This window comes from Serratia sp. CY38905, from assembly GCF_052168875.1.
In the GTDB taxonomy this organism is placed as follows: domain Bacteria; phylum Pseudomonadota; class Gammaproteobacteria; order Enterobacterales; family Enterobacteriaceae; genus Serratia; species Serratia sarumanii.
In genome coordinates, this window is the sequence record NZ_JBJNLV010000002.1 from 227,325 (window position 1) to 244,110 (window position 16,786).

Sequence of the window (16,786 nt, forward strand, 5' to 3'; positions counted from 1 at the left end):
AATCACCGCAATCAACCCGCTACGGCGGGTTTTTTACTTTTTGACGCCAGGCGAAACGTTAATGAAGCGTGGTGTTCCGGCGATAAAAAAGCAACGGCCAGGTTAATATCCTTATGAGTTTGCTGGTTTTAGCCGCGCATACTGACGATTAAAGCGATAGTTTGCTTTTCGTTATTGAATATGATTGCTATTTGCATTTAAACTTGGCGAACCAGAGGAAACAGAATCATTATGCCGCTAAAAAAGATGTTCCTTAATCGCCGTATATCCGTGCCTTTCGTCTTGTCTGTAGGCCTGCACAGCGCCCTGGTGGCGGGATTGCTTTACGCTTCGGTAAAAGAAGTGGTGGAGCTGCCGAAGCCAGAGGACGCGCCGATCAGCGTCATGATGGTCAACACCGCCGCGATGGCTGAACCGCCACCGCCGGCGCCGGCCGAGCCGGAACCGCCGCAGGTCGAACCTGAGCCGGAGCCAGAACCGGAGCCTATCGTGGAGCCGCCGCCGAAGGCGATCGTGAAGCCGGAGCCGGTCAAGCCGAAACCGAAGCCTAAGCCGAAGCCGAAGGTCGAAAAACAGGTCAAACCGGAGCCGAAGAAGGTCGAGCCGCGCGAGCCGTCGCCGTTCAACAACGATTCGCCGGCCAAGCCGATCGATAAAGCGCCGGTGAAACAGGCGCCTGCTGCGCCGGTGCAGGGCAACTCGCGCGAGGTCGGGCCAAGGCCGATCAGCCGCGCCAATCCGCTCTATCCGCCGCGGGCCCAGGCTTTGCAGATCGAAGGCAACGTGCGGGTACAGTTCGATATCGACAGCGACGGGCGCGTGAGCAACGTGCGCATCTTGTCGGCCGAGCCGCGCAACATGTTTGAGCGTGAAGTGAAGCAGGCGATGCGCAAGTGGCGCTATGAAGCCAAAGAAGCGAAAGATCGCACCGTCACTATCCGCTTCAAGCTGAACGGCACGACTGAATTGAACTGAGTTCGGTCAACACAAAAAGAAAGGGTCGCCTCGGCGACCCTTTTTGCATTTGCGGCGTAGCGTCAGTTTATTCTTCGAAGCCGACGCGGAAATTCATTTTGCCCTCAGGCAGCGCGCGCGAGTTGCCTTCCGCATCGACAGCCACATAGGTGAACACCGCTTCGGTCGCCCGGTAGCGCTGGCCGATCGGGGCGGAGGAGACTTTCTTGACCCACACTTCGATATTGATGGTGATCGAGCTGCGCCCGGTACGGATGCAGTGCGCATAGCAGCAAACCACATCACCTACCGCCACCGGTTTCAGGAAGGTCATGCCGTCCACGCGCACGGTCACCACGCGCCCTTCGGCGATCTCTTTTGCCTGGATGGCGCCGCCGATATCCATTTGCGACATCAGCCAGCCGCCGAAGATATCGCCGTTGGCATTGGTATCGGCCGGCATCGCCAGCGTGCGCAGCACCAGCTCGCCGCTGGGTAAAGGTCGTTGTTGTGTCATAGCAGTCTGCTTTTAAAAGGAGGGAATAACATCATACTGCCCGCGACAAGCGCCGCAGGCATTAACAATTTTGTAACTATTTTTTCTGTTCTTCCGGCATGTGCCGGTAAATATAGATACCGCTGAGGAGGGTGAAGACCAGCGTCAGCACCGTCAGGCCAAAGACTTTGAAATTGACCCAGACGTTTTGCGGCAGCCAGAAGGCGACATAGATGTTCGCCAGGCCGCAGGCCAGGAAAAAGACCGCCCAGGCCAGGTTGAGGTTGCTCCACACTTTGTCCGGCAGCGTCAGCTCTTTGCCCAGCATGCGCTGAACCAGCGGTTTTTTGAGCACCCATTGGCTGATCAGCAGCGCCAGCGCGAACAGCGCGTAAATCACCGTGACCTTCCATTTGATGAACAAATCGTTGTGGAACACCAGCGTCAGGGTGCCGAACACCAGCACCATCAGGAAGGTGATCAACGTCATCTTCTCGACCTTGCGGTATTTAACCCAGGTGAACACCAGCGCCAGTGCGGTAGCGACGATCAACGCGCCGGAAGCGACGTAAATATCGTACAGCTTGTAAAAAGCGAAAAAGACAATTAACGGGAGGAAATCAAGAAACTGCTTCATAAATCAATCCATCATCTGTTCATCGGCCGACTATACCGGATTCGGCGAGCTCTGTGTACCGCCGGGCGCTGCTGATTATCGGTGTTTGGCCGGCGGATTTCTGCCGCGAAAGCAGGAATTTGCATAAACTTACGCGAGAAAGCGCGGGCGCATTGCCAGCGCGTGCCGCAGGCCGCATAGTAAGTAGCATAATAACCAGATAATTTACCGCGGAAAACAGCATGCAGTGGAAATCTCTCCAGGCCCTGACGCCGGGTTTGACGCATTTATTGGGCTATCAACGCAGTTGGCTCAAGCCGGATATTCGCGCCGGCCTTTCCGTCGCCGCCGTCGCCTTGCCGGTGGCCATCGCCTATGCCGAGCTGGCCGGGGTCAGCCCGGTGGTGGGGCTCTATTCCTGTATTTTGCCGATGGTGGCCTATGCGCTGTTCGGATCGTCACGCCAGCTGATCGTCGGGCCCGACGCCGCCACCTGTGCGGTGATCGCCGCGGTGGTGACGCCGCTGGCGGCGGGCAATATGGAGCGCCATTGGCAACTGACCATCATGATGACCGCCATGATGGGCGGCTGGTGCCTGCTGGCCAGCCGGTTCAAGCTGGGGGCGCTGGCGGATCTGCTGTCGCGGCCGATCCTCAGCGGGTTGCTGAACGGGGTGGCGATCACCATTATGGTCGATCAGATCGGCAAGGTGTTGGGGTTCACGGTGCGCCCGGCGCAGCTGATCGAGCGCATCTACGCGCTGCCCGGCAACCTGCTGCACAGCGACTGGCTGACGATGGCGGTGTCGTTATTGACGCTGGTGACGCTGCTCGGATTTAAAAAATGGCGGCCTAACTGGCCGGCACCACTGTTCGCCATCGTGCTGGCGGCGTTCGTGACCTGGGCGGGCGGCCTGCAACAGCATGGCGTGGTGACGGTGGGCGGTTTCAGCGGCGTGTTGCCGATCGTCCAGTGGCCGGATTTCCAGCCCGGTTTACTGCGCGACATGGTGATCCCGGCGCTCAACCTGGCGGTGGTGAGCTTTGTCAGCATGATGCTCACCGCCCGCAGCTTTGCCGCCAAAAACGGTTATGAGGTGAACGCCGACGCCGAGTTTCGCGCGCTGGGGCTGGTGAATATCGTCTCTGCGCTGTCGCAAGGTTTCGCCATCAGCGGCGCAGACTCGCGCACCGCGGTGAATGACGCCAACGGCGGCAAGAGCCAGCTGGTGTCGATCATCGCCGCCGCGGTAATCGCCTTCGTCTTGCTGTTCCTGATGTCGCCGCTGCAGTTTATTCCGGTGGCGGGATTGGGGGTGGTGCTGATGTATGCGGCCTGGTCACTGCTGGACATCCGCGGCATCTGGATCTTGCGCCGTCGCAACGCGCAGGCGTTCCGCCTGGCGCTGTTTACCTTCCTCAGCGTGCTGCTGGTGGGGGTGATCAGCGGCATCGGGCTGGCGGTGTTACTGGGATTGATGCAGTTTCTGCGCACCGTCTTCCGGCCGACGGAACAGCTGCTGGGCGTCAACGACGAAGGCATGATCCATTCCATGGGCAACAACAATGGGGTGAAGGCGGTGCCCGGCGTCATGATGTATCGTTTCAATTCGCCCCTGACCTATTTCAACGTGGCGTACTTCAAACGCCGCATTCTCAATTTGGTCGACGGCACGCCGTTCCAGCCGCGCTGGGTGGTGGTGGACGCGGTGGCCAGTTTTACCCATGCCGATATCAGCGTGCTGGCGGCCATCGACGAACTGAAACGCGATCTGTTACAGCGTAACGTTAGGCTGGTGCTGGCGGGGCGTCGCACCGAACTGACGCGTTGGTTCCGCATCAACCGCTTAGGGCGCGACAAAGAGCTGATTTTGGTGCCGGATCTGTATCTGGCGCTGAAGCTGATTCAGAGTAAGGAGCAGGCGGAAGCCGCCGTGATGGGGTAAACAAAAAAGGGGCGCGCCGAAGCGTGCCCCTTGATTTTCGCTGACGCCGGCGTTAGCCGCGCAGCAGCATATACAGGCGGAACAGGTAGATCAGCAGCAGGGCAGACACCAGGTTGCTCAACGCGGTCAACACCACACTGGCGACGTTCGGCGTCAGCACCGACAGATGGCTCACCAAAAACAGCACCAGCAGTTTGGCCGCCAGCCACAGCATCATCGCCGGCACGATCACGCGCGCATTGGCGAAGGCCAGTTTGCTGCTCAGCTTGAGCGAAGCGAACACGCCTTTCTTGTCGACCGAGGCGATCACCGGCGCCAGCGCGAAGGCGATCGCCATCAGCACGCCCGGCACCACAAACAGCGTCAGGCCAAGCTGGATCAGCAGGGTGCAGATAAACAGCAGCAGCAGCAGGCGCGGCAAGTCGGGCGCCGAGGCGCCGAGCGCGCGCAGGGCGCTGGTGCGTTGCCCTTGCGACACCAGACGAATCAGCGTCAACATCCCGCCGACCAGCAGCACGTTGCCGACCAGCGCGGAGAAGGTGGCGGCCGCCGACACTTTCAGCAACACCATCTGCTGTTCCGGCGTCATCTGCTGGATCACTTCCTGAATGCCCATACCGGTAGACGAAGCGAAATCGCTGGTGGTGGCAGCGAGCGTCGCCAACTGTTCGGCATCGGGGCTGAAGGCCTGATTCAGCAGCACGGAGATAAACGCCGTCAACAACGCCAGCATCAGGATGCTGGCCAGTTGGTTGCGTAAAAAGTTAAAACTGTCACGGTACAAAGCGTTGGCCGTGATAGACATGCAGACTCCTTGGCGTCGGGAAAACAGAGATAAATCAGTGGGTGATTGTACCCTGTTCCACGCCGCTGTGGCACCCCGCGAATTGCACTACGCCTATTTCTTCAACGATCGTCGTCTCAGGCAACGACAGCGGCAGGGGCACCGGCAAGGGCGGCAGGCCGTAGCGTTCCCGGGCGCGATCGCAGGCTTCGTTGCGCAGGCCGTTTTCACCGGACTGATCGAACTCTCTGCACGGGCTGGGCCGATTGAGGTAGATCGAGCAGGACACGGCTTTGCCGATCTCGCCGTCCAGCGCGTTGCAGCGGGGGGACTTGCTGTTGGTCCCCTGCATGCAGCGCAGGAACGGGGTTAAAGGCTCCGTCAGGGAAAGAGGGACGGTGCCGCCGCCGTCTTCGGCTTCGGCCCAATAGAATGACACTCGAAAATAACCGCAGCATGCGCCGCAGCTGACACAGGGATTAAGGATTTCGCTCATCTTGATTGCCCGCCGACTCCTCACGGCACCAACCAAAACCAACACGGAAAATGAAATTACCTCAGCCGCAATTTTCTCCGCAACCGAAATTTGAACATGTAGATAATTTGCAACAAAATCGATTTTTTGATGCAGATCAATCCTTGATTTATTAGGCGGTTAGGTAACCTTGTTTTTAGTAGGATTTTAAATTTTTACACATAAGATGTGATCTCGATGGGATCACAAATACCCGAAAGTAGGTATATTCCCCCTCGAGCGATTAACCACACAAATGGAATGGATAATGAAAAAGACAACTCTGATGGTATTGGCGACGATGATGGCGCCTATGTTGGCAAGTGCGCATCAGGCCGGTGATTTCCTGTTCCGCGCGGGCACCGCGACGGTGCGTCCAAATGCGGGTTCGGACAACGTGCTGGGGTTGGGTTCGCTGGATGCGAAAAACAACACCCAGCTCGGTCTGACCTTCGGTTATATGGTGACGGACAACATCGGCGTTGAGTTGTTGGCCGCAACGCCATTCCGCCACAAGGTGACGCTGGGCGGCACCGATCTGGCGACCGTTCACCAGTTGCCGCCTACGCTGATGGCGCAATACTACTTCGGCGATAAGCAGGACAAACTGCGTCCTTACCTGGGCGTCGGCGTTAACTACACCACTTTCTTCGATGAGAAGTTCAACGACTACGGCAAAAGCGCCGGGTTGAGCAATCTCGATCTAAAAGATTCCTGGGGTGTGGCGGCGCAGGCCGGCCTCGATTACAACCTGGATGAGCACTGGATGCTGAACATGTCGGTGTGGTGGATGAATATCGAAACCAAAACTCGCTTCAACGATGCGAATGGTGGGCACCACAGCTTCGATACGCGTTTGGATCCGTGGGTGTTCATGTTCGGGGCGGGGTACCGCTTCTGATGAAGGCTCCAAGCAGGGAGGCGTTGCGCCTCCCTGTGTCGGTATTATTTAATCTGCATTACGTTTTCAACCGATTTCACGCCGGCCACGCCGCGTGTGACCTGCACCGCACGGTTGGCGTCATCGCTGGACGTCACGAAGCCGCTCAGCTGTACGCGCCCTTTAAAGGTTTCCACGCTGATTTCGCGTGACTTGATGTTTTTATCCGCCAGCAGTGCCGATTTCACTTTGGTGGTGACCACCGTGTCATCGATATAACCGCCCGTTCCCTCAGATTTTGCCGTCGGCGCGCAAGCGCTCACCGCGACCGCCACAACGGCTGCCATGCACAAGGCCGAAAGGGTTTTAAACAGCTTCATAAATTACTCTCCATGCAATGTTATGGTTGAAATTCGCTACGGTTTTTCGCCGCAGCGAGCGCATTCCCCAAATCAAACGAAGAAATGCATAGCGAACAACGTTCATTGTGAGACAAGACCTGGGTTTGTTCAAATTTTTGCTGTAAATAAATGGAACAAACTTTGAGGGGAAACAAGCTGTTAAAGCGAGCGCCGGCAGGGCGCTCGCTGAAGAGGATCACGCCCGGGTGGCGCGCTTCATATTGCTGACGAAGGCCGCCAGCTTGGTCAGCATCTCCGCCGGGTTGGCATGGTGCTGTTCGATGATTTTGACGATTGCCGAGCCGGAGATCGCGCCGGCGGCCCCGGCCTGCAGCGCGGCCTTCACCTGCTCGGGTTCGGAGATGCCGAATCCCTGCAGCGGCGGCGCGGCGTGGTACTCGCGCAGCTTGTTCACCAGGTGATGCAACGGCAGCTGCGCCCGGCTTTCGGTGCCGGTGACGCCGGCACGCGACAGCAGATAGGTGTAGCCGCGGCCGTGCGACGCGATTTCCCGCAGCAGATCGTCATCGGCGTTCGGCGGGCAGATGAAGATCGGCGCGATGCCGTGGCGCGCGGCGGCGGCGCGGAACGGCGCAGACTCTTCAAACGGCACGTCGGCGACCAGTACCGAGTCCACGCCCACTTCGGCGCAGCGTTGATAAAACGCATCGATGCCTTTATGGAACACCAGGTTGGCGTACATCAGCAGGCCGATGGGAATGGTCGGGTGCTTCTGGCGGATGGCCGCCAGCATCTCGAAGCACTGGGTCGGCGTGACGCCGGCGGCGAAGGCGCGCAGCGTCGCGCTCTGGATGGTGGGGCCATCCGCCAGCGGATCGGAGAAGGGGATGCCCAGCTCCAGCGCGTCCGCGCCGGCTTCGATTAGGGTGTCGATAATCTGCAGCGACAGCGCCGGATTAGGATCGCCCAGCGTCACGAACGGGACGAAGGCGCCTTCCTTGCTGCTTTCCAGACGCGTGAACAGTTGCTGATAACGTTCCATCAGATTTCTCCCCGTGCTTTCAAAATGTCGTGAACGGTAAATATGTCTTTGTCGCCGCGGCCGGACAGGTTGACCACCAGGATCTGCTCTTTCTGCGGCGTTTCACGGATCATTTTCAGCGCGTGAGCCAGGGCGTGCGAGGATTCCAGCGCCGGGATGATGCCTTCATGGCGCGACAGCGCCTTGAACGCTTCCAGCGCTTCGTCGTCGGTGATCGACACGTATTCGGCGCGGCCGGTGCTGTTCAGGTAGGCGTGCTGCGGCCCGACGGACGGGAAGTCCAGCCCGGCGGAAATCGAATAGGACTCTTCAATCTGGCCTTCGGCGGTCTGCATCATCGGCGCTTTCATGCCGAAGTAGATGCCGACGTGGCCGTGCTTGAGCGGCGCGCCGTGCTGGCCGGTTTCGATGCCCAGGCCGGCAGGTTCCACGCCGATCAGCCCAACGTCGGCGTCATCGATAAAATCGGCGAACATGCCGATGGCGTTGGAGCCGCCGCCGACGCAGGCGATGACTGCATCCGGCAGGCGGCCTTCGCGCTCCAGCACCTGCGCTTTGGTTTCTTCGCCGATCATGCGCTGGAATTCACGCACGATGGTAGGGTACGGATGCGGGCCGGCGGCGGTGCCGAGCATATAGTGCGCGGTTTCATAGCTGCCGGACCAGTCGCGCAGCGCTTCGTTGCAGGCGTCTTTCAGGGTGGCGGAGCCGCTGTGCACCGGGATCACTTCCGCGCCCATCAGCCGCATGCGGAACACGTTAGGCGACTGGCGCTCGACGTCTTTGGCGCCCATATAGATGCGGCATTTCAGGCCGAGCAGCGCGCAGGCCAGCGCCGAAGCGACGCCGTGTTGGCCGGCGCCGGTTTCCGCGATGATCTCGGTTTTGCCCATGCGCTTGGCCAGCAAGGCCTGGCCCAGCACCTGGTTGGTCTTGTGCGCGCCGCCGTGCAGCAGGTCTTCACGCTTCAGGTACAGCTTGGTGTTGCTGCCGGCGGTGAGGTTTTTACACAGCGTCAGCGCCGTCGGGCGGCCCGCGTAGTTCTTCAGCAGATCGATAAATTCCGCCTGGAATGCAGGATCGCGCTGGGCGCTGACAAAGGCTTCTTCCAGTTGTTTCAGGGCCGGCATCAGAATTTGCGGCACGTATTGGCCACCAAATTCGCCGAAGTAGGGGTTAAGCAGCGTCATGAGAGTTCCCGTTATTATCCGTTATTAATGTTGAGCCGTATTCAGTAGGCGCGCAGGGTCTGGAAGACCGAGGCCAGGCGCGCGGGATCTTTGATGCCCGGTTCGCTTTCCACGCCGGAGTTGAAGTCCAGCCCGGCGCAGCCGAGCTTGGCCGCCTCGACGCAGTTGTCGGCGCGCAGGCCGCCCGCCAGCATCACGTCAGTCAGATCTTCGCCTTGCAACACCGACCAGTCGAAGCGTTGGCCGGTGCCGCCGGCGCCGTTGTCGAGCAGATAGCGATCCACATGCTGCAGATCGCGCGCCGGCACCCGATCTTTCACGCTCAGCGCTTTCCAGATGCGGCAATCGGCCGGCAAGCGGGCGCGCAGGGCGTTGATATAGGCCTGGTCTTCTGCGCCGTGCAATTGCACCGCGTGCAGACCGAGGCGCTCAACGGTCAACGCCACGGTATCGACCAGGGCGTCGCAGAACACGCCGACGTACTTCAGCGGCGCGCCGGAGATCACTTCGCGAGCGCGGGTGATGTCCACATAGCGCGGCGAGCGGCCGACGAAAATCAGCCCGCCGTAGATGGCGCCGGCCTGATAGGCGGCGGCGGCGTCCTGCGGACGGGTCAGGCCGCACACTTTGTTGTCGCCCAGGATCACGCGGCGCACGGCGGCGCGCAGATCGGGTTCCGACATCAGCGCGCTGCCGATCAGGAAACCGTTGGCGTAATGGCTCAGCTCGCGGATCTGCCCGTAGTTGTTGATGCCCGATTCGCTGATCACCGTCACGCCGTGCGGCACGCGCGGCGCCAGCTGACGGGTGCGGTTCAGATCGATGCTCAGATCGCGCAGATCGCGGTTGTTGATGCCGACCACGCGCGCTTCCAGCGCGATCGCGCGCTGCAGCTCTTCTTCGCTGATCACTTCGGTCAGCACGCCCATATTCAGGCTGTGGGCCACCGCCGCCAGCTGGCGGTACTGCTCGTCGGTCAACACCGACAGCATCAGCAGGATGGCGTCGGCCTGATAGTAGCGCGCCAGGTAAATCTGATACGGATCGATGATAAAGTCTTTGCACAACACCGGTTGGCTGACGGTTTTACTGACTAGCGGCAGGAAATCGAAGCTGCCCTGAAAGTATTTCTCGTCGGTCAGCACCGAGATCGCCGAAGCGAAATCTTTATACACCGTGGCGATCTCCACCGGATCAAAGTTCTCGCGAATCAGCCCCTTGGAAGGCGAGGCCTTCTTGCATTCGAGAATGAAAGCCGTCCGGGTGCCCTGCAGCGCGTGATAGAAGCTGCGTTCGCTCGGTACGATGTCGTTCTGAAAGCCGGCCAGGGGCTGTTGCTGTTGTCGCGCCGCGATCCATTGCGCTTTGTCGCGGACAATCTTGTGTAGCACGGTTTCCTGCATCATTTATCCTCTTGCCGCCAGTGCGATGACACGCTCATAGGCCTGCCCGCTGTTGATCATATCCAGTGCCTGCCGCGCATTTTGGCGCAGGTCTTCATGTCCGAATAACTTCAGAAGCAACGCGACGTTGGCTGCGACCGCCGCGGCGTGCGCCGGCTCGCCTTTACCTTGTAACAGCCGCGCCAAAATGTCACGGTTTTCTTCCGGCGTGCCGCCCAGCAAGGCTTCCAGCGGATAGGTTTCCAATCCGAAGGACTGCGGCGTGAGCTGGTAGCTGCTGATTTCGCCGTTGTTCAATTCCGCCACGTGCGTCGGGGCGTGGATCGCCACCTCGTCCATGCCGCCGCCGTGAACCACCGCCGCACGCTGATAACCTAGCACGCGCAGGGTTTCGGCGATCGGCAGTACCAGTTCCGGGCTGTAAACGCCGATCAGCGCCAGCGGCGGACGCGCCGGGTTGATCAGCGGGCCCAGCACGTTGAACAGCGTGCGGGTTTTCAGCTGCTGGCGTACCGGCATGGCGTGACGAAAACCGGTGTGATACTGCGGCGCGAACAGGAAACACACGCCGAGATCGTCCAGCGCCTTGCGCGCTTCTTCCGCCGGCAGATCCAGGCGGATGCCGAACGCCGCCAGCAGATCCGAAGAGCCGGAGCGGCTGGAGACGCTGCGGTTGCCGTGTTTGGCGATCTTCGCGCCGCACGCCGCCGCCACGAAGGCGCTGGCGGTGGAAATATTGATGCTGTTGGTGCCGTCGCCGCCGGTGCCGACGATATCGGCGAACGGGTAGTCAGGGCGCGGGAACGGCTGAGCGTCGTCCAGCAGCGCTTTGGCGGCGCCGGCGATCTCTTCCGGGCGCTCGCCGCGGACTTTCATGCTGATCAACGCCGCCGCCAGTTGGCTCGGCTCCAATTCGCCGCGCACGATGGCGCTGAACAGCTGTTGGCTTTCCTGCTGGCTCATCGACTCGGCGCGGTACAGTTTCTCAAGAATAGGTTGCATCGTCGTGTTCCTTATATTACTTCGCCAGCGCCCAGGCTAGGGTCTGCTCAAGCAGACGCGCGCCGTGGGTGGTCAGAATCGATTCCGGGTGGAACTGGAAGCCGCACACGCGGCGATGATCGTCGCGCACCGCCATCACCATCTCGCCGAACCGGGCGTTGACGGTGAGATCGGCCGGGATATTGCTGCCGACCAGCGAGTGGTAGCGCGCTACCGGCAGCGGGTTGGCCATGCCGGCGAACATACCTTCGCCATCGTGAACGATCGCCGAGGCCTTGCCGTGCAGGATCTCGCCCGCCTGGCCGACCTGGCCGCCGTAGGCTTCGACGATCGCCTGGTGGCCGAGGCAGATGCCGATGATCGGCAGCCGGCCGCGCAGGCGCTGCAGCAGTTCCGGCATGCAGCCCGCTTCGGACGGGGTGCCGGGGCCGGGCGACAGCATCAGCACCGGCTGGGTCATGTGCTCCAGGCGTTCGATGATCACCTCGGCGGCGATCTGGTTACGGTAAATCACCACCTGGTGGCCGCTGGCGCGCAGCTGATCGACCAGGTTGTAGGTAAAGGAATCGACGTTGTCGAGCAGCAGAATATCGGCCATCAGAACACCTCCTTGGCATGGTGCGCAGTGGCGATGGCACGCAGCACGGCACGGGCTTTGTTGCGGGTCTCGTCGGCTTCCGCCTGCGGGACGGAATCCAGCACCACGCCGGCGCCGGCCTGCACGGTGGCGATGCCGTCTTCAACGTAGGCGGAACGAATGACGATGCAGGTATCCAGATCGCCGGTGGCGGTGAAGTAGCCTACCGCGCCGCCGTAGCTGCCGCGGCGTGTGCCTTCGGAGGCGGCGATCAACTGCATCGCCCGCACCTTCGGCGCGCCGCTCAGGGTGCCCATGTTCATGCAAGCCTGGTAGGCGTGCAGCACGTCGAGATCGGCGCGCAGGGTGCCCACCACCCGGGAAACCAGGTGCATGACGAACGAATAGCGGTCCACCTTGGTCAGATCGGCGACGTAGCGGCTGCCGGCCTGGCAGATGCGCGCCAGATCGTTGCGCGCCAGATCGACCAGCATCAGGTGCTCGGCCAGCTCTTTGTGGTCGGTGCGCATTTCCAGCTCGATGCGGCTGTCGAGATCCAGATCCAGCGAACCGTCCTTACTCCGGCCGCGCGGGCGGGTGCCGGCGATCGGGTAGATTTCGATTTGCCGATTGCTCGCGTCGTATTTCAGCGCGCTCTCCGGCGAAGCGCCGAACAGGGTGAAGTCATCATCCTGCATGAAGAACATGTACGGGCTGGGGTTGTTGTCTTTCAAGGTCTGGTAGGCCGCCAGCGGCGCCGGGCACGGCAGGGAGAAGCGGCGCGACGGCACCACCTGGAAAATCTCGCCCTGGCGGATCGCTTCCTGCAGCCCGCTGACCACCGCGCCGTACTCTTCGTCGCTCTGGTTGCAGCTCAGCTGCATGTTTTCCAGCGTTTGGTGCGGGATCGGCTGCGGGGTTTGTTGCAATTCGGCCTGCAGCTGTTCCAGGCGTTGCTGCAAACGCTGCGCTTCACTCGCCTGCTCACTGAAGACGCTGGCCTGCAGACGGGCCGTACCGCGTTGGTGATCCAGCACCAGCAGGGTTTCCGCCAGATAGAAGCAGAAGTCCGGGCAGCGCTGATCCTGGCGCAGCGCCGGCAGGTCTTCGAAACCGGCGACCAAATCGTAGGCGAACAGGCCGCCCAGCATCACGGCTTCGCGTTCGTCCGCCGGGGAGTCCACCAGGGTCAGCAGCGTGCGCAGCGCGTCGAACACCGACAGTGAACGCAGGCGGGCGTCTTCGTCCTGCACCGCGTCGATCGCCGGGAAGCTCAGCTCGCGGCCGTTGGGGCGCGCCTGATTGCGCACCTCGGGCGGCAGCGCTTCGTCCAGTAACGGCAGCAGCGCCGCGCCGTTGGCGGTCAGCGCCTGCACGCTGACGGTGTGGCCCAGTGCGGTAATACGCAGCGCGCTGTCGATCACCAGCAGGCTCTGCAGATTCTGTTTGCTGTTGATTTCCGCCGATTCCAGCAGCAGGGTGGCCGGACGGGCGCCGCACAGCTGGTGGAAAATGGTGGTGGGGTCGCCCCGGTAGCTGGCTTGCGCCTTCAGCAATGTCAGTTGTGGTTTGATGTTCATCATCGGTGGTTCCAGTGAATTCTGTCCATAAAAAAGCCCGCATCAGGTGCGGGCTCAGGAAATCTGCATTGTCAGATGACAGCTATGCGCGATTACACCGCCCGCAAGAGGGAAGTACGCCACCAACCGTGAAGAGAAATGTAGTTGTTCATTTGCTGACTCTCTCTGTTAACGCTCATCCGACACGGCCGTTGCCGTGAACTTGTGTACTAGTTAACTGGTTCGGGAGGGCAAAGTCAACCCTCTTTTTGCACAATGTTTTAGCGGTCAGCGTGAATTATATTCATCATTCCGCTTGGCGTCCGCGGCCGGGGCAGAATAGATTTCCGTCCGGCCGCCGATCGCGGGTATGATAGAAAACCAAGCCATTGCCGGATAGCCGTTTTGACAGACAGTAACCCCCCATCCACCGCCTTTACTCTGTACGACCTCCACAGCCACACAACCGCCTCCGATGGCTACCTGACGCCGACGCAGCTGGTGCAGCGGGCGGTCGAGATGCGCGTGGGCGTGCTGGCGATCACCGATCACGACACCACCGCAGGCCTGGCCGAGGCCGCCGCCGCCATTGCGGAGCAGGCGTTGCCGCTGCGGCTGGTCAACGGGGTGGAAATCTCGACGCTGTGGGAAAATCATGAGATCCATATCGTTGGATTGGGCATGGACGTCGCGCACCCTGCGCTGGTGGCGCTGTTGGCGGAACAAACCGAACGGCGCAATCGGCGTGCGCAGGAGATCGGCGTGCGTCTGGGTAAGGCGCGCATTCCCGACGCCTATACCGGCGCCCAGCGGCTGGCGGGTGCCGGCGCGGTGACCCGCGGCCATTTCGCCCGTTATCTGGTGGAGATTGGCGTGGCGGACAACATGGCGCAGGTGTTCAAGAAATACCTGGCCAAGGGCAAAACCGGCTACGTGCCGCCGCAGTGGTGTACAATAGAACAAGCCATTGATGCGATTCATCAATCGGGCGGCCAGGCGGTGATGGCGCATCCCGGCCGTTACGATCTGACCGCGAAGTGGTTGAAACGTTTGCTGGCGCATTTCGCCGAACACGGCGGCGACGCCATGGAAGTGGCGCAGTGTCAGCAGGCGCCGCATGAGCGCTCGCAATTGGCGAAATACGCCCAGGACTACCGCCTGTTGGCCTCGCAAGGCTCTGATTTTCATCAGCCTTGTTCGTGGATCGAACTGGGCCGCAAACTGTGGCTACCGGGCGGCGTCGAGCCGGTGTGGCGCGATTGGCCGCAGCCTGGCGAGGCGGTCTGATTTTACGCGCGTGGCAACGCGCGCGGGCATCATTTTAGGAGCAAGTCATGAGTCAGCTTTTTTATATTCACCCGGACAACCCGCAGCCGCGTTTGATTAACCAGGCGGTCGAGGTGTTGCGCAAGGGCGGGGTGATCGTTTATCCCACCGATTCCGGCTATGCGCTGGGTTGCATGCTGGAAGAGAAGGCGGCGATGGAGCGCATTTGCCGCATCCGTCAGTTGGACGGCAACCACAACTTTACCCTGATGTGCCGCGATTTGTCCGAGTTGTCGACCTATGCGCACGTCGATAATACGGCGTTTCGCCTGATCAAAAACAATACGCCGGGTAACTACACCTTCATTCTGAAAGCGACCAAGGAAGTGCCGCGCCGCCTGATGAATGAAAAGCGTAAAACCATCGGCCTGCGCGTGCCGTCGAACCCGATCGCGCTGGCGCTGCTGGAGGCGCTGAACGAACCGATGATGTCCACCACCCTGATGCTGCCGGGCAATGATTTTGCCGAATCGGATCCGGAAGAGATCAGCGATCACTTGGGCAAGGTGGTCGATCTGGTGATCCACGGCGGTTTCCTCGGTCAACAGCCGACTACGGTTATCGATCTGACCGAATCCTCGCCGGAAGTGGTGCGTGAAGGGGCGGGCGACGCGGCGCCTTTCCGCTGATGTAAACCGTCGCCGACTTGCCCATTGTCTGAAAATCGGCTGAAGCGACGCTATTTCGGGTGAAAGCAGCTATTCTTGACTACTTCAGAATTGATAATGGGCAGGATGCGCACCAATGATTAAACGGGTTTCTTTTTTAGCGGCCTTATTATTTTCCTCGATGGCAAATGCGGGTTTTTATTCGGGCAGTTCCTTGCTGGCGGAATCCGGCGGTTACGTAAAAAATAAAAACGGTGAGGCCACCGTTGCCGAAGCGCTTAACGGCGGCATGTTTATGGGATACGTCGCCGGCGTATTCGATACTTATTCGATGCAGGGCAACCGCAATATTTGCCCGGAAGCCGGGATGAGTATCGGCACGGCCGCCGATGCGGTGATGCGCTATTTGAACGAGCATCCCGAGCAGTTGCATTACTCTGCGCCTTCGGTGATCATGCTGGCGTTAAGCGCCGCCTATCCCTGCGTGCGCCATTAAATTTGCATTCCATTTAGTGCGCATTTTTTCATAAGGTGCGCTCTCATACTTTCCGCACGAACTTCAATAGATCAATCTCCGCGGCGCTGTCACCTTAGCATCGTCGGCATCCCCCGAACGGGTCGGGGAGAGACGCGCAGGAGGTTATATGACCACATTTCACAGCGCCAACATCGCTCTCGATTATCAGGATATCGGCTCAGGGCCGCTCACGCTGGTGCTGCTGCCCGGCTGGTGCGAGCCGAAAACCGTGTTCGATCCCTTCATCGCCCTGGCGGCAGAACGTTATCGGGTGATCAGCATCGACTGGCGCGGCCACGGCCTGTCGTCAAAAACGGCGGAGATGTCGCTCGCGGCGGACGATTTGCTGGAAGATGTGCGTCAGCTACTGACGGCGCTGCGTTTGGACAACGTGGTGACTCTGTCGGTGGCGCACGCCAGCTGGCTGGCGGTGGCGTTGGCCGAAGCGTTGCCGCAGCGGGTGCGGGGCATGGTGTTTCTCGATTGGATCATGACGCAGCCGGAACCGGCGTTCTTTACGGCGGTGAGCCGTATGCAGCAGCCGCAGCAGTGGCTGGCGGCGCGCGACGCCTTGTTCGCCTTCTGGCAGGGCGGCATCCGCCACGAACGGGTCAAACGCCATCTGGAGGTCGAGATGGCACAAGAAGATTACCGGCTCTGGCGTGCCGCCGGCGTGGCCATCGAACAGGCCTACCGGCAATTCGGCTCGCCGCTGCAACGTCTGGCGGGAATGAGCGCGCCGCCGCCGTGCCGCCACATCTACTCGCTGGATCGCCGCGACGACTATCTGCGGCGCCAGCAGGCATTTGCCGCCGAACAGCCGTTTTTCTCCGTGGTGCGTTTGGGGGAGGCTCGCACTCACCTCGGCATTCTGGAACGGCCCGACGCGGTGCTGTGGGCGGTGGAGGATTTTTTGGCACCGTAAACGCCGCCCGAGGGAGGTCGCCGCCGATAAAGTGGGTTTCAACACCTTAGAAAGCCTGTATAATACGCGGTTCGATCCTGATAAA

16 protein-coding genes, 1 pseudogene and 1 other annotated feature are annotated in these 16,786 nt (G+C 60.5%); of the genes and pseudogenes, 7 read left to right on the forward strand and 10 right to left on the reverse strand.

Annotated features, from left to right (window positions below):
* Window positions 1-231: 231 nt before the first annotated feature.
* Window positions 232-975 (forward strand): TonB system transport protein TonB, encoded by a 744-nt coding sequence (tonB, locus tag ACJ8MK_RS07860; protein ID WP_016927510.1) that lies wholly within the window; start codon window positions 232-234, stop codon window positions 973-975.
* A gap of 67 nt (window positions 976-1,042) precedes the next feature.
* On the opposite strand, the gene yciA is transcribed toward tonB, so the two are convergent.
* Together yciA and ACJ8MK_RS07870 are read right to left on the reverse strand one after the other, a co-directional pair.
* The gene (gene yciA / locus ACJ8MK_RS07865) at window positions 1,043-1,471 is read right to left on the reverse strand and encodes an acyl-CoA thioester hydrolase YciA (protein WP_004932085.1); all 429 of its coding nucleotides are present in this window, start codon (window positions 1,469-1,471) and stop codon (window positions 1,043-1,045) included.
* A 76-nt stretch (window positions 1,472-1,547) separates the two neighbouring features.
* On the reverse strand, window positions 1,548-2,087 hold the full coding sequence (locus ACJ8MK_RS07870) for a septation protein A (RefSeq protein WP_033647586.1): 540 nt from the start codon (window positions 2,085-2,087) through the stop codon (window positions 1,548-1,550).
* Between the two features lie 221 nt (window positions 2,088-2,308).
* Between ACJ8MK_RS07870 and ACJ8MK_RS07875 the strand changes: the two genes are divergently transcribed.
* Window positions 2,309-4,012: a SulP family inorganic anion transporter gene (locus tag ACJ8MK_RS07875; protein ID WP_033634768.1), complete on the forward strand. Its 1,704-nt coding sequence runs from the start codon at window positions 2,309-2,311 to the stop codon at window positions 4,010-4,012.
* 52 nt (window positions 4,013-4,064) lie between these two features.
* Here the strand turns inward: ACJ8MK_RS07875 and ACJ8MK_RS07880 are convergent, their stop codons facing one another.
* Together ACJ8MK_RS07880 and ACJ8MK_RS07885 are read right to left on the reverse strand one after the other, a co-directional pair.
* Window positions 4,065-4,817, reverse strand: coding sequence for a YciC family protein (locus ACJ8MK_RS07880; RefSeq protein ID WP_033647584.1), 753 nt, complete (start codon window positions 4,815-4,817; stop codon window positions 4,065-4,067).
* Window positions 4,818-4,851: 34 nt separating this feature from the next.
* Window positions 4,852-5,292 (reverse strand): YkgJ family cysteine cluster protein, encoded by a 441-nt coding sequence (locus tag ACJ8MK_RS07885; RefSeq protein ID WP_033634766.1) that lies wholly within the window; start codon window positions 5,290-5,292, stop codon window positions 4,852-4,854.
* A gap of 286 nt (window positions 5,293-5,578) precedes the next feature.
* On the opposite strand from ACJ8MK_RS07885, the gene ompW reads away from it, so the two are divergent.
* Window positions 5,579-6,211 carry an outer membrane protein OmpW gene (ompW, locus tag ACJ8MK_RS07890; protein WP_004932076.1) on the forward strand — a complete coding sequence of 211 codons (633 nt, stop codon included), beginning with the start codon at window positions 5,579-5,581 and terminating at the stop codon, window positions 6,209-6,211.
* Between the two features lie 44 nt (window positions 6,212-6,255).
* Here the strand turns inward: ompW and ACJ8MK_RS07895 are convergent, their stop codons facing one another.
* The 6 genes and pseudogenes from ACJ8MK_RS07895 to ACJ8MK_RS07920 form a co-directional block, all read right to left on the reverse strand.
* Complete coding sequence (locus ACJ8MK_RS07895) at window positions 6,256-6,570, reverse strand: BON domain-containing protein (protein WP_025303053.1); 315 nt, start codon at window positions 6,568-6,570, stop codon at window positions 6,256-6,258.
* Between the two features lie 217 nt (window positions 6,571-6,787).
* Window positions 6,788-7,594, reverse strand: a complete 807-nt coding sequence (trpA, locus tag ACJ8MK_RS07900; RefSeq protein ID WP_033634763.1) for a tryptophan synthase subunit alpha — start codon at window positions 7,592-7,594, stop codon at window positions 6,788-6,790.
* On the reverse strand, window positions 7,594-8,784 hold the full coding sequence (gene trpB / locus ACJ8MK_RS07905) for a tryptophan synthase subunit beta (protein ID WP_033634762.1): 1,191 nt from the start codon (window positions 8,782-8,784) through the stop codon (window positions 7,594-7,596). The genes trpA and trpB overlap by 1 nt, the downstream gene beginning before the upstream one ends.
* 41 nt (window positions 8,785-8,825) lie before the next feature.
* Window positions 8,826-10,187, reverse strand: a complete 1,362-nt coding sequence (gene trpCF, locus ACJ8MK_RS07910; protein WP_080431139.1) for a bifunctional indole-3-glycerol-phosphate synthase TrpC/phosphoribosylanthranilate isomerase TrpF — start codon at window positions 10,185-10,187, stop codon at window positions 8,826-8,828.
* Window positions 10,188-10,190: 3 nt separating this feature from the next.
* Window positions 10,191-11,787, reverse strand: a pseudogene (trpD, locus tag ACJ8MK_RS07915) (bifunctional anthranilate synthase glutamate amidotransferase component TrpG/anthranilate phosphoribosyltransferase TrpD).
* Complete coding sequence (locus ACJ8MK_RS07920) at window positions 11,787-13,349, reverse strand: anthranilate synthase component 1 (RefSeq protein WP_442517635.1); 1,563 nt, start codon at window positions 13,347-13,349, stop codon at window positions 11,787-11,789. The pseudogene trpD and the gene ACJ8MK_RS07920 overlap by 1 nt, the downstream one beginning before the upstream one ends.
* A 24-nt stretch (window positions 13,350-13,373) precedes the next feature.
* Window positions 13,374-13,477 (reverse strand) — a sequence feature (Trp leader region).
* Window positions 13,478-13,730: 253 nt separating this feature from the next.
* Here ACJ8MK_RS07920 and rnm point away from each other — a divergent pair.
* The 4 genes from rnm to ACJ8MK_RS07940 all read left to right on the forward strand — a co-directional run bounded on the left by rnm (window position 13,731) and on the right by ACJ8MK_RS07940 (window position 16,701).
* Window positions 13,731-14,612 carry an RNase RNM gene (rnm, locus tag ACJ8MK_RS07925; RefSeq protein WP_440527616.1) on the forward strand — a complete coding sequence of 294 codons (882 nt, stop codon included), beginning with the start codon at window positions 13,731-13,733 and terminating at the stop codon, window positions 14,610-14,612.
* A gap of 47 nt (window positions 14,613-14,659) precedes the next feature.
* Window positions 14,660-15,280, forward strand: coding sequence for an L-threonylcarbamoyladenylate synthase (locus ACJ8MK_RS07930; protein WP_033643268.1), 621 nt, complete (start codon window positions 14,660-14,662; stop codon window positions 15,278-15,280).
* A gap of 115 nt (window positions 15,281-15,395) precedes the next feature.
* Entirely contained in the window at window positions 15,396-15,755 is a 360-nt protein-coding gene (locus ACJ8MK_RS07935; protein ID WP_033634755.1) for a Rap1a/Tai family immunity protein, read from the forward strand.
* A 148-nt stretch (window positions 15,756-15,903) separates the two neighbouring features.
* Complete coding sequence (locus tag ACJ8MK_RS07940; RefSeq protein WP_033634754.1) at window positions 15,904-16,701, forward strand: alpha/beta fold hydrolase; 798 nt, start codon at window positions 15,904-15,906, stop codon at window positions 16,699-16,701.
* The last annotated feature ends 85 nt before the right edge of the window (window positions 16,702-16,786 follow it).